Below are 13637 nucleotides of genomic sequence, written 5' to 3' on the forward strand. Positions count from 1 at the left end.
CGCCGGCACAGGCGCATGTTCATGTCAGCACATCGCCTTGCGCATGACTTTGGCGCTGGCCACCATATTGGACAGCGCTTCGATCACTTCCCGCCACTGCCGGGTTTTCAGTCCGCAATCCGGATTCACCCACAGCTGTTCCGGTGAAATGACACCTGCCATCCGCTGCAACAACGCTACCATCTCATCGACCGAAGGCACGCGCGGCGAGTGAATATCGTACACACCGGGACCGATCTCGTTCGGATAGCGGAAATCGCTGAATCCCTTGAGCAAATCCATATCGCCGCGGCTGGCTTCCAACGTGATCACATCGGCATCCAGACTGGCGATATCAGGCATAATGTCGCCGAACTCGGCATAACACATATGCGTATGAATCTGGGTATCGTCCCGTACACCGCAAGACGCGATCCTGAAAACGCGGCATGCCCAATCCAGATACTCGCGCCACTGCGCGCGGCGAAGCGGCAAACCTTCGCGCAAACCGGGCTCATCGATCTGGATGATACCGATACCCGCATTTTCAAGATCCCTGACTTCATCGCGGATAGCCCACGCGATCTGTTCCGCCACGACAGAACGTTTTTCATCATCGCGAACAAACGACCATTGCAAAATCGTGACCGGTCCCGTCAACATCCCCTTGACCGGCTTGTCCGTCAGACTTTGCGCGAATTTCGTCCATTCCACCGTCATCGCACCCGGCCTTGAGACATCCCCGTAAATCACCGGCGGTTTGACACAACGGGAACCATAAGACTGCACCCAGCCGTTGAACGTTATCGCCATCCCGTCCAGCAAGCCGGCGAAATACTCGACCATATCGTTGCGTTCCGGCTCCCCATGAACGAAAACATCCAGTCCCAGCGACTCCTGTTCGGCGATACAAAAGGCGATTTCGTCCTGCATGGCTTTCGTATAATCGCTTTCGTTCATGGCACCCCGCTTGAACGCGGCACGTACCGACCGGATTTTCGCCGTCTGCGGAAAAGAACCGATCGTCGTTGTCGGAAAAGCCGGCAAACCGAAACGTTTGCGCTGCAAGCGCTGACGAACACCGAAAGGTGAATGGCGATGATCCACCCCGTCGCCTGCCTTCGCCATCCTTTCCATGACACCGGCATGGTGTACCCAGTCCCCTTTTCTCAGCCCGACTGTCTGGCGCGATGCTTCCAGCGCCCCTGCGACCGCACCATCCCCTTGCCGCAACGCCTGCCTGATCACCCCGATCTCGTCGAGTTTTTCAACCGCAAACGCCAGACACTGTTTCAGACGCTCATCCATGGCCGTTTCGCCTTCCAGCGAAAATGGAACATGCAACAGCGAACAGCTTGATGAGACCCATACATTCGGTCTTTCCACCAAACCCGGCATGCGCAAAACCGACAACGCCTTGTCCAGATCGGTTTTCCAGATATTCCGTCCATCGACAATCCCGACAGACAAAATCTTTTCCTCAGGCCACATCCGCAAGATGTCCGGCAAATCCTTTCTTCCCCTGACCGCATCGATATGCAAGCCATCGACCGGCAACGAACATACCTCGGCGACATGATCGTCCAGAGAAGAAAAATAAGTCGCCAGCAGCAATTTCACACCCTGACCGGACAATTCCCCGTATGCGCGCGAAAAAGACGACAGCCACTTCTCCCCAATATCCAGTCCGAGTACCGGTTCATCCATCTGGACCCATTCCACACCCTCATCATGCAACCGGGACAAAATCCGGCGATAAACCGGCAACAGCCCCGGCAACAGCGAAAGACGGTCGAACCCTTCGGCTTTTTCCCTTCCCAGATACAGGAAACTGACAGGCCCCAGCAAAACAGCCTTCACGGCATGACCAAGCGCTTTCGCTTCTCTCACTTCAGAAAACAGACGCTCGCTCGATAATGAAAAAGCGGTTTCCGGCAAAAATTCGGGAACGATATAGTGGTAATTCGTATCGAACCATTTGGTCATCGACATGGCCTGTCCCGACTTGCCGTCAGTAGCTCCTCTCGCCATCGCAAAGTAACGAACCAGCTCAGGAACATCGGGCGTAAAGCCGAAACGTGCCGGCTCGCACCCCAGCATCTGGACATGGTTGAGGACATGATCGTAAAAAGCGAAATCGCCGACCGTCACCCAGTCCAGCCCCGCTTTTTTCTGCAACGCCCAGTGCGCAGAACGCAGACGTTTTCCCATCGCTTCAAGATCGTCCGCATCATGAAAACTTCCATCCGTACAGGAAACGGACTTCCAGTACGTCTCTAGCGCCGATTTCAGCTCCCGCTGTACTCCCATTCGCGGAAAACCCGGAATATGACTGCAAACCATGAATTTCCTTTCTTTCAACAAAATACGGTTGGAAAATCATAGTCACCCGTATATCATTATTCAAATGAAAGTTTTTAAAACTTATCATAAGATTTTCTAATGATAGAACTGAAACATCTGAAAACCCTCAGGGCATTGCGCAAAACGGGCAACCTGACACGGGCGGCCGACATGCTTCATCTGACGCAATCTGCCGTATCGCAACAAATTCGCCTGCTGGAATCCAATTACGGTCTGCTTTTCGAGCGAAAAAGCGTGCCAGTCGCTTTTACCATCATCGGACAACGTCTCCTGGAACTGGCCGACACCGTCATACCTGCCATCGAAGATGCGGAACGCAACCTGATCCGCCTGAAAGACGGTACGGCCGGTACACTGAGAATCGCAGTGGAATGCCATACCTGTTTCGACTGGCTCATGCCCGCCATGGATATATTCCGTTCGCGATGGCCTGAAGTCGAACTCGATATCATCTCCGGTTTTCATGCCGATCCCGTCGCGTTGCTGCACCAGCACCGTGCCGATCTGGCGATCGTCGGCGTTCCGGAACCGGAAACCGGCATCGCCTTTTCCCCGTTGTTTCATTTCGAAATCCTGGCCTTGCTTGCCAGACACCACCCATTGAACAACGAACCGTTTTTGCGCCCAGAACACTTCGCCACGGAAACCCTTATCACCTACCCCGTCCCCGACGATATGCTCGACATCATGCGACAGGTTCTCCTGCCTGCCGGCATCTCTCCCGAACGCCGCACATCGGAACTGACCGTCGCTATCCTTCAGCTTGTCGCCAGTGGACGCGGTATCGCCGCCTTGCCGCTATGGGCCGTCAAAAGCTATCTGGACAAACAATATGTCGTTTCCAGACCGATCACGGAAAAAGGACTGACTGGCAAACTGTACGCAGCCACCCGCTCCGACATGAGCGATAAATCCTATATCCGCGATTTCATCCGGCTTATCCGTGAAAGAAGCCTGTGCGAACTGCCGGGAATCCGGCTGCTGAACTGACGCCCGTTGGCCAGTCATCCCTTCATGAAACCATGCAAAGTACCGATTTCTTGCCGGACATCGTCACGATTCGGCGATAATGATGGTAAAGTGCTGATTCAATATAACGTACCGTTCCCGTAACCGGAACGGTTTTTCCCAACGCCCTAACCGGACTTGACAACATGAAAAGCAATTTTCCAACCAACCTGCACGAATTCGACTTTTCAATGATGCCGCCGTCCATTCTCGGACATCTGACCTTCCAGTTCAAAACCCCGGATCAGCCGCCGCTTCCACCGGGCGCACATTTCCTGAACGTCCCGCTCGGACAGGAAGGTGAACGCGATACGCTCCTGATCGTCCCTGAGGGGCTGGATACCGGCAAACCGGTCAAGCTGCTCGTCATGTTCCATGGCGCGGGGGGCAGTGCCGAAAAGGTGCTTCCGTTTTTTAAGGAACACGCCGAAAAAAACGGGTTTTTGCTGATGCTGCCGCAATCGACCTATCCGACATGGGATTTGACCATCGGCGGCAACGGTCCCGATCTGGAACGACTGGAAAGAGCACTGGAAAAAGTCAATTCCCACTTTGATCTCGACAAGAACCATTTCGGTTTTTGCGGTTTTTCCGACGGCGCGAGCTATTCCCTGTCTATCGGTCTCTCCAATGGCGAAACCGTTTCCCATGTCATCGCCCTTTCCGGCGGTTTCATGAATCTCTACGTCCCGCGTGGCCGTCCGCTTGTTTTCATCGCGCACAGTCCGGAAGACGAACAGCTGCCGATGGATACCAGTGGACTGTATCATTATCATGAACTGAAAAAAGCCGGTTACGATGTGGAATTTCTGGAATTTCACGGACGACATGTCATCCATCCCCACGTCGTCGAAAAAGCCATCCGCTTCTATCTTGACCGTTCCCTGAACAGGCCACAATAACGTATTCCCATTCCGGCAACGTTTTTCTGACGCCGTTTGTCTTCTTGTTGTCATCGCTGCCAAAAATATCCCCCATATTGGCAGTGATGGCAGTTCATGGCAGTATTGCGGCATCGCTTTTCCGAAACAGACCGTAGAGGCTGCCATGCCATTTACCGAACTCGCCTCGTTTCTCCAGGCACAGTCCGAACCGCATATTCTTTTCGATACCCAATACCGGATCATCGCGGTCAATCAGGCTTTCCGAAAATACTGCAATCCACAAACATCCGTGATCGGAAGAACCTGTTATGAAGTGTCGCACAACTACGACATGCCCTGCGACCGCTCCGGCGAAACCTGTCCACTGGCGAAAAGCCGGCGATCCGGCAAGACAGAACGTGTCCTGCACATGCACCATACCCCCAACGGCGAGGAATATGTCAGTATCGAACTGACTCCCGTCAAAAACGAATCCGGGGAAATCACCTGTTTCGTGGAAAAAATCGAACCGGTCAAGATGGCCAAGGGCATCACCGAAAGAAACAGCCTGCAAGGCCAATCCCCGTCTTTCGAGCATATGATGCACCAGATCGGAAAAGCCGCGTCCGCCGACATCAGCATCCTGTTGTACGGCGAATCGGGCACCGGCAAAGAACTGGTCGCGCAGGCCATTCATCGCGCCGGCAAACGGGCCGCGAAACCGTTTATCGTGGTGGACTGTTCCGGTATTTCTGAAACCTATTTCGAAACCGAATTGTTCGGACAGGAAAAAGGGGCATTTTCAAAGACCGGTTCTGCCAAAAAAGGACTGGTCGATGCAGCCGATGGCGGAACCCTGTTTCTGGACGAAGTCGGTGACTTGCCCCTGTCGATGCAATCGAAACTGCTGCGCCTGCTCGAGACGGGAGCCTACCGCCGCCCGGGCTCGGCAGACCCTCGCCGTGCGGATATCCGGATCATTTCGGCCACCAGCCATGACCTGAAACAGAAAGCCGATGCTGGCCTGTTCCGTAAAGACCTTTATTACCGGCTCGACATTTTTCCGATTCATGTTCCTCCCCTGCGGGATCGCCTGGAAGACATTCCCCTGCTGGTGACCTCGCTGCTGAAAAAAATGGCCCCCGAACGCAACCTGAGGGTCTCGCCTGAAGCCATGTACCGCCTGCAAACTTACCCGTATCCCGGTAATGTCCGCGAATTGCGCAACTTTCTCGAACGTGCCTGCCTGTTGTGTGACGACAGTGACATCACGCCCGAACATCTTCTGATACCGGAAGACACCACTTCGGCCGACACTATAGTCCCGGCCAACTTCGCATCACAACAAGCCAGTCTCAGACAGATACTCGCCACTTTCAGGGGTAACCGCAAAAAGCTCGCCGCCATGCTCGGTATCAGCGAACGTACGCTTTACCGTCGCCTCGCCGAACTGCACAACATACCGGACAGTGAGAAATCCGGACACGATGAAACATGACAGACACACTTGATTTAAATGGCCTATTGAGTAAAATATAGGGGCTATACATAAAGCTTGCTTCATTTTGAGATGTTATGCGAAGTGTTAGCAATCCAAAGTTAGTACCTTCAGCCCTTTAAGGGTGAACTTTTTCTTTTTGGGCGCCTCCAAAGGGAGATACGACCAGGGAGAACAAAACCAAAAGTTGTACCAACGACAAGGAAATGAGAAATTATGACTAAACCATTAGATGGAATTAACGTGCTCGACTTTACCCACGTTCAGGCAGGTCCTGCCTGTACGCAGATGATGGGTTTCCTGGGCGCAAACGTCATCAAGATCGAACGTCGCGGTTCCGGCGATATGACTCGTGGCTGGCTGAGAGACAAACCAAATGTTGACTCCCTGTACTTCACGATGTTCAACTGCAACAAGCGTTCGATCGAACTGGACATGAAGACCCCGGAAGGCAAGGAACTGCTGGAAACCATGATCAAGCGTTCCGACGTCATGGTCGAAAACTTTGGTCCGGGCGCTCTGGATCGTATGGGCTTCACCTGGGAACGCATCCAGGAACTGAACCCACGTGTCATTCTGGCTTCCGTCAAGGGTTATGCAGAAGGCCACGCCAACGAACACCTGAAAGTTTATGAAAACGTTGCACAGTGCTCCGGCGGTGCAGCTGCGACCACCGGTTTCTGGGATGGTCCTCCGACTGTTTCCGGCGCCGCTCTGGGTGACACCAACTCCGGTATGCACCTGTTGATCGGTATCCTGGCTGCTCTGGAAATGCGTCACAAAACCGGCCGTGGTCAGAAAGTTGCCGTTGCTATGCAGGACGCAGTTCTCAACCTGTGCCGTATCAAACTGCGTGACCAGCAGCGTCTGGAAAGAACCGGTATCCTGGCTGAATACCCGCAGGCTCAGCCGAACTTTGCATTCGACAGAGACGGCAACCCGCTGTCCTTCGAAAACATCCACTCCGTACCGCGTGGCGGTAACGCAGGTGGCGGCGGCCAGCCTGGCTGGATGCTGAAATGTAAAGGTTGGGAAACCGATGCTGACTCCTACGTTTACTTCACCATCGCTGCCAACATGTGGCCACAGATCTGCGACATGATCGACAAGCCGGAATGGAAAGACGACCCGAACTACAACACCTTCGAAGGTCGTGTCGACAAGCTGATGGACATCTTCTCCTTCATCGAAACCAAGTTCGCTGACAAGGACAAATTCGAAGTTACCGAATGGGCTGCCCAGTACGGCATTCCATGCGGCCCGGTTATGTCCCTGAAAGAACTGGCTCACGATCCGTCCCTGCGTAAAGTCGGTACGGTCGTTGAAGTTGTCGACGAAGTTCGTGGTAACCATCTGACCGTTGGCGCTCCGTTCAAATTCTCCGGATTCAAACCGGACATCACCCGTGCTCCGCTGCTGGGTGAACACACCGATGAAATCCTGAAAGAACTGGGCTGCGACGAAGCCAAGATCAAAGAACTGCATGCAAAACAGGTAGTTTGATAGACTCTGGTTCCATCGAGGAAATGGCGCTCTCCGGAGCGCCATTTTTTATTGCCTGTCCCGTCGGCCTTCTCCAGGCTTTCTTGCTCTTTCAACCAAATCGCAAACAAAAACACGTCCCGGCATAAAATCTGCTGACATGTCGCCATCGGCGATATCACCCTTTTCACTTCCTTCAATCGGCATATGACTGCCAAATAACTGCCAAATACTGCCAAACATTACCTTTTTGACATGAAATAACAGTGGAACACAGAATGCAGTTCATTCAAAAAAATCGTCAACTCGTTGATTTTTAAAAGATTACCATCTCTTAAAATAATCATTGAAGATATTGAAGTTTCATGGATAAAATGGTGTTTCGAAGCGGTATGACTTCACTTTAACGGAATAACCATCATGTCAAACGCAACAACTGAAAAACAATCCGATTGCAGCCAGCAGCCTTCGAGCATTACGCTGCTCGTCGACAACAAGGCCGGCGAAGGCCTTGAATGTGTTCATGGTTTTGCTGCATGGATCAAGATTCGTGACCGGCGTATTCTTTTCGATACCGGTCAAAAAGATGTCATTCTGAAAAATTCCGAACGTCTGGGCATCAATCTCGCCGATGCAGAAGTACTGGTATTAAGTCACGGCCATGATGACCATACGGACAATCTGGCCGACTTTTATGCCATAAACCCCAAGGCACCGATGTATTGCGGACGCAATATCGATGCAGACCGTTTCTGTTGCCGCCCTGGAGAACAGGCCCTGAACTGGTCCCCTCCTCCGAGTGCCAAAAAGATTTTCGAAACGCTTCCGCCGGAACAGAAACACGTACTCGACAAACCGCATTACCTGTTGCCGGGCGTAGCCATTACCGGCCCGGTTCCCCGTCTGACGACTTTCGAGGATGTGGGCGACGCCCTCTTCCTGGATTTCGAAGGCAGCAAACCTGATCCGGTATCCGATGACATGTCGATGTGGTTCGAAACGGATAAAGGACTTGTCATCCTTCTGGGATGCTGCCATTCCGGCATCGTCAACACAGTCAACTATATCCGCAAGGTCAGCGGTATCGAAAAAATCTCCGGCATCGTCGGTGGCATGCATCTGATCCGCGCTTCGAAGGAACGGATGGACAAAACCCTCGAAGCCATGAAGAGCTGGAATATGGACTTCCTGATCCCCTGCCACTGTACCGGCGACAATGCCATGCAGCAGATGAAAGACTATCTGGGCGACATCGTCACTTTCGGACATACCGGTACCGTGATCGCACTGGGTGAACTGCCGAGAAAACAGGAAGGCGATTATTCGATGTGCCGTCGCCAAACCTGTGGATGTGGCTGTGCCTGATAATGGAGATGCGATAGTCAGTGGAAAATTCCGTGCCGGATGGCAACCTGAACGTTTATCACTCTCATGCTTTCCGGAACGACTTCAGATAATGACCTGTAACATATAAATGGCTGAATCCTTGTCGCAGCCGATTTATATTTCCGGCACGGAATCCTTCCCGACAGCAAAAAAGCCGACATGATGTCGGCTTTTTTGTTTCCAAAAACTTTTACCGTCTTCCCCTGAACACGGCACACTGGTGAAACGCTTCCAGAGACACGGGTTCATTGCAGCTGCTGCACAAACGGCTGGTCAGTTTCAGCAATTCCTTGATATCGCGTCCTGTCGAATTCGGGAAATCGCGTACCAGATCGGCAACCAGTTCATCGGACAGCTTGACCTGGAACTGTTCCGACAGGGACTTCCACAAACGTATCGCATCGTCCTTCGGCGGTACTTCATAACGGATCACGGCGATACATCGCGAGAGAATCGCATCGTCCACATCATCGACACGGTTCGTCGTCATGAACAGGAGACCATCGAAATATTCGAGCGTCCTGAGAAATTCCGCCACGATCGCATTATGCTGCAAATCATTGTCGCGACGGCGGATATACACGTCCGCTTCGTCGATCAGCAAAATCGAATCCCAACGCGCGGCACGCCGCAAGACTGAAGAAAGTGCAGCTTCGACGCTTTCTGCCGATGTTCCCAGCTGCCCTGAATGGACACGGTACAAGGGTTTTCCGACGACTTCGGAATACACTTCGGCCGTCAGGGTCTTGCCCAGACCGGCGGCCCCCATACACAAAATGGTGGTTCCTCCCGACTTGCCCTCGATAATGTCATCGGTCAGGATATCGGAATGTGCCGTCAGGATATCGATCAGCTTGCGGTGTTCCGGCGGCAAAATCAGCTTGGTTTTCAGTTCTGGTCTGTACTGGTATTCTTCCAGGTTCTGGACATGTACCCAGCAATTCTGGTGCAGTTCCAGATGGAACATATGCAGATAGCAATGAATCGGAATCTCTCCGGATGTCGCATTGACGATGGTTTTCTTGTTGGAATGCGTTTCGATACGACGTTCGATGATTTCTTCATCATTGACGCACTTGACCGAAGTTCCTGGAGAAATCCTGAAAAATTCCAGATTCTTGACCAGACGGTTTTCCCCTTCACTGATCAGAAAACCCGAATTTTTCGCACGGAACTGTTTTCCGTAAAACGGCTGGTAATTGGCGAAATCACGTCTGTGTTTTTCGTATTCTTCCTTGAATTCAGGACATTCCTTGTAATAGCCCTTTCTGGCCAGCAATTCCGGAATGGAGAGTTTTCCCATTTCACGCTGGTAAAACAGGATAGCGCTCGTCATACCGGTACGCCACTGATCCGGCGCTGCGTTATCGACATATCCCGTCGCGGCAATCGTATTGGCCAATAACTGGATACAGACATAAGGCAGTCCCGGCATCCCTTCTTCCCGTGGCACATATTCAATACTTTCGATCAGCCATGGCAAGAGGACACCATCCCGATTGCGACGATACAGCCAGCCGTCGATGGCATCGGTCGACAAATATGCCTGCAATGCCGGAATCAGCCAGTCGATATTGGAGACGACAGGTGTACTGAATTTTTCCCTTTCGACATTGCGTGCAGCGATCAGCTGAAAATACAGGGCTTTGTCCTCCATTTGTTCAGCCATCCGCCACAGCTGTTTCATCGATTCTTCATCGAAGATATGATCAGGTACCAGAATACGGCCGTTGGTCATCGCATGTGACGACAGACGCTGTGCCAGTTCGGTTTCCTTGCCGACATGGGCAAGCAAATCATTAACCTGGGAAACGGAAAGATCAAATTCCATATGACAAACCAATCTGAAGCATAAATGTTACAGGTCAGCCATAAAAGGAAACCCTTTTATGGCTGTCTTTACGATTACGTCATCCAGCCGGCAAGCTGAAGCCAGCATGATATATGCTGGCTTCACAGACAGACCGTATGACTCGTGGGTCATTCGTCGACCAGATACAGGTCTTTGTCCTTGTCCTGCAAAAAGACCTGTGCGTAGCCTTCCTTCTTGCCCTGTTCGAACTGCTGTTCACCCCACTTGCGGCAGGCATCGCAGGCATAGCGCGGAATCTGGATAGCCTTGATATGGCTGTGCCGTCCGGTATCGGCCTGCGAATCGATCACGACGGCGCCCCCGCAATCCGGACACGTTCTGAGCGTTTCGGTCTGTGTTTCGCGGATGTAATCGGTATCGTAGAAGATACTGCGGTTGCGACGGTGGAAAGGCTGGTTCGGATACGCCTTGCGTTTGAGCGCTTCCTTGTTCTTCCAGTTTTCCAGCGTGTAATCTTTCAGTTGCTTGAGATAATTGGTGATGTGTGGCGACTGGATCTGGTTGCGCGGATTATAGTCCGGTTCCTTGATATGACTGTAGTCGAGCCCCGCCATCGCCAGAATGATACCGGTATTGATGTACGGCAACGCGCTTTCGATGGAATAGCCGCCTTCCAGCACAGCCAGATCGGGTTTCAGACGATCGTTCAGGATCGCATAACCCTGCGCCGTGAACTTCATGTTCGTGATCGGGTCGGAATAATGGTTGTCCTGGCCGGCCGAATTGACGATCAGATCAGGCTTGAAATCGTCAAGCAACGGCATGACGATATTGTCCAGCGTGTAAAGGAAACCTTCCTCGCACGTTTCCGGCGGCATCGGCAAATTGACGATGGTACCGTAGGCATTCGGACCACCGGCTTCATCGGGGAATCCCGAACCTGGATACAGGGTACGGCCATCCTGATGCATGGAAATAAACAGGGTATTGGGATCATGCCAGAAAATATCCTGTGAACCGTCACCATGGTGGCAGTCGGTATCGACAACGGCGATACGTTTCACACCGTATTTGTGGCGGATATATTCGATCATGATCGCTTCCATGTTCAGCGTACAGAAACCGCGGCTGCCATGGACGACGCGCATGGAATGGTGTCCGCAAGGACGCACCAGCGCAAAGGCATTGTCCACTTCACCGGTCAGCACCTTGTCAGCTGCCGTCAGCGTACCGCCCACCGAAATCAGGTGGGAAGTGTGGACGATTTCGTCAATGCCGGGAACGCAAAAATGCACCCGATTGATATCGGCCGGAGTCGCCAGATCAGGCTTGTATTCCTTGATATTGTCGAAGTCCAGAAGACCTTCCTCGACAACCTGATCCTGTGTGTAAAGAAGACGTTCTTCACGTTCCGGATGGGTCGGCGTGATCGCGTAGTCGAACGCCGGGAAAAAAACCAGTCCTGTTTTCTTTTTCACGAAAGCCTCTTTCAATTCGATTCTTCTTTGATCAGACCCGGTTTGACCTGAAGTCTGACACGCATGTTCTTGCCGATGGTGGAATAGCCTCTGACCACATTGAATACCTGGCTGTCCGCCACCTCGACAACGATATCCTCGTCTCTGGCACCGGCTTCTTTCGCCTTTCTGACCAGTTTTTCGGTACCCAGTTCGATTACGTCTTCCAGCGTGAAGCGTTTCGGGATTTCCTGCTGGATACCTTCTTCGGCGATGCTCAATACCTGCGCTTCGGTATCCGCGACGATATTGAGTTCGACTGTCGTTCTGGCAGTTGCCGCACCGCTGGCGTTGATGACATCGGAATCGTTCGGCACCTTGACCGGGCAATCCATCATTTCGCCGATCCGTTTCGCCATATACGGTGCCGGACCGCCGACGACCAGAATTTCCTTCGGTTCGATCTTGCGACCTTCCAGCAATTCATGAATGGTATAAACCGGCTTGCTGTTGATTTCGGCAAGCATGGTCTTGATTTTTTCCACGATCAGCGAACAGGCCAGATCGACAACCTCCGTTGCCACCTCTTGCGGCGTTTTCTTCATGTCCGCAGCCAGCTGCTTCATGGCATCCATCGCCTTGGCCTTGTCACCGATATCGGCGATACCCAGCACGATCAATGCATCCGTCGTCGTGGGAACCGGACCTCCGAACGCCATGGCAGCTCCCTTGCGTTCCGGTCCGAGACGCAACACACCATCCTCGACACGGACATGACTGTCGCCACCGACACCGATCGAATGTGTCAACAGGCCACGCACCGAAGTCTTGTGATCCTCGATCGTGATACCTTGCGGTTCCAGCAGCGGAACCCCGTCGGCGAACAGGGCGATATCGGTCGTCGTACCACCGATATCGACGGAAATCGAATCTTTTTCCGGCGAGACATAAGGCAAAACGCCCATGATCGTGGCAGCCGGACCGGACAAAATGGTCTGCACCGGCATTTCACGCGATGCTTCGACCTCGATGGTACCGCCATCCGCTTTCAGGATATACAAGGGAACCTTGACGCCCAGCTTGTCCATATATGTCCTGAGCTGGTCGGCCAGCGTACGCTGCAAGCCCCAGACCGCTTCGTTCAGATAAGTGGTCGCGATTCGGCGCGGAAAATTCAGCGCGCCGGACAGCTGGTGGCTCTGGGAGGCGTGTTCCGCCATATCCTCGAAATAGGCGTCCACTTCCTGTTCATGCGCCGGATTGCGTGTCGAAAATTTGCCGACGATGGCAAAACGGTTGATGTTTTCCTTTTTGAATTTTTCTTTCAGGGCGGCCAGTTCCGAACGATCCGGCGCTTCTGCCTCGATACCGCGGTGGCTCATGTAGCCGGCAATATAGTTGGCCTTGTCATACAGCGGCAGATCTTTCGGTGCGACACCCGGGCCGTTCATGACGACCAGTCCGACGGGATCGAGCTGGTTCTGGACGACGGCATTCGTCGTCAGCGTCGTCGACAACACAATACGCTGCAAATTCCGGATATCTTCCGGTTTCGCAACGGCCTCCGTCGCCATCAGGACGGACTTGAGAATATTTTCCTTGTCCGTCAGCACTTTCGATTTGCGGACAATCTTTCGGTTATTCATCAGAACCGAATCGGTATGCGTACCTCCAACGTCAATTCCAAGGATCATGCGCATCTCCCTGTAACCGGTTTTATCGAGGATTTCAAAAATGAGAATCGTGCCATATCGTTTCTTGAAATGTAAAAAATCAGGTTGTTACAT

10 protein-coding genes are annotated in these 13637 nt (G+C 52.6%); 5 read left to right on the forward strand and 5 right to left on the reverse strand.

What is annotated here, in order from left to right:
* Nucleotides 1–24: 24 nt before the first annotated feature.
* On the reverse strand, nt 25–2322 hold the full coding sequence (metE, locus tag NAI64_RS03750) for a 5-methyltetrahydropteroyltriglutamate--homocysteine S-methyltransferase (protein WP_269297887.1): 2298 nt from the start codon (nt 2320–2322) through the stop codon (nt 25–27).
* 99 nt (nt 2323–2421) lie between these two features.
* On the opposite strand from metE, the gene NAI64_RS03755 reads away from it, so the two are divergent.
* The 4 genes from NAI64_RS03755 to frc all read left to right on the forward strand — a co-directional run bounded on the left by NAI64_RS03755 (nt 2422) and on the right by frc (nt 7215).
* Nucleotides 2422–3333 carry a LysR family transcriptional regulator gene (locus NAI64_RS03755; protein WP_269297889.1) on the forward strand — a complete coding sequence of 304 codons (912 nt, stop codon included), beginning with the start codon at nt 2422–2424 and terminating at the stop codon, nt 3331–3333.
* 209 nt (nt 3334–3542) lie between these two features.
* Nucleotides 3543–4253 (forward strand): alpha/beta hydrolase, encoded by a 711-nt coding sequence (locus NAI64_RS03760; protein ID WP_269297995.1) that lies wholly within the window; start codon nt 3543–3545, stop codon nt 4251–4253.
* Between the two features lie 145 nt (nt 4254–4398).
* Nucleotides 4399–5712 carry a sigma-54 interaction domain-containing protein gene (locus NAI64_RS03765; RefSeq protein ID WP_269297891.1) on the forward strand — a complete coding sequence of 438 codons (1314 nt, stop codon included), beginning with the start codon at nt 4399–4401 and terminating at the stop codon, nt 5710–5712.
* 216 nt (nt 5713–5928) lie between these two features.
* Nucleotides 5929–7215 carry a formyl-CoA transferase gene (frc, locus tag NAI64_RS03770; RefSeq protein WP_269297892.1) on the forward strand — a complete coding sequence of 429 codons (1287 nt, stop codon included), beginning with the start codon at nt 5929–5931 and terminating at the stop codon, nt 7213–7215.
* Nucleotides 7216–7263: 48 nt separating this feature from the next.
* Here the strand turns inward: frc and NAI64_RS03775 are convergent, their stop codons facing one another.
* The gene (locus NAI64_RS03775; RefSeq protein ID WP_269297893.1) at nt 7264–7437 is read right to left on the reverse strand and encodes a hypothetical protein; all 174 of its coding nucleotides are present in this window, start codon (nt 7435–7437) and stop codon (nt 7264–7266) included.
* Between the two features lie 177 nt (nt 7438–7614).
* Between NAI64_RS03775 and NAI64_RS03780 the strand changes: the two genes are divergently transcribed.
* The gene (locus NAI64_RS03780; RefSeq protein WP_269297895.1) at nt 7615–8559 is read left to right on the forward strand and encodes an MBL fold metallo-hydrolase; all 945 of its coding nucleotides are present in this window, start codon (nt 7615–7617) and stop codon (nt 8557–8559) included.
* Between the two features lie 211 nt (nt 8560–8770).
* Here the strand turns inward: NAI64_RS03780 and NAI64_RS03785 are convergent, their stop codons facing one another.
* From NAI64_RS03785 to NAI64_RS03795, 3 genes are all read right to left on the reverse strand, one after another.
* Nucleotides 8771–10411, reverse strand: coding sequence for an AAA family ATPase (locus NAI64_RS03785; protein ID WP_269297897.1), 1641 nt, complete (start codon nt 10409–10411; stop codon nt 8771–8773).
* Between the two features lie 149 nt (nt 10412–10560).
* Nucleotides 10561–11871, reverse strand: a complete 1311-nt coding sequence (locus tag NAI64_RS03790) for a histone deacetylase (protein WP_269297899.1) — start codon at nt 11869–11871, stop codon at nt 10561–10563.
* Between the two features lie 11 nt (nt 11872–11882).
* Nucleotides 11883–13496, reverse strand: a complete 1614-nt coding sequence (locus tag NAI64_RS03795) for a hydantoinase/oxoprolinase family protein (protein ID WP_269297900.1) — start codon at nt 13494–13496, stop codon at nt 11883–11885.
* Nucleotides 13497–13637: the final 141 nt, after the last annotated feature.

This window comes from Oxalobacter paeniformigenes, assembly GCF_027158465.1.
Lineage (GTDB): Bacteria > Pseudomonadota > Gammaproteobacteria > Burkholderiales > Burkholderiaceae_D > Oxalobacter > Oxalobacter paeniformigenes.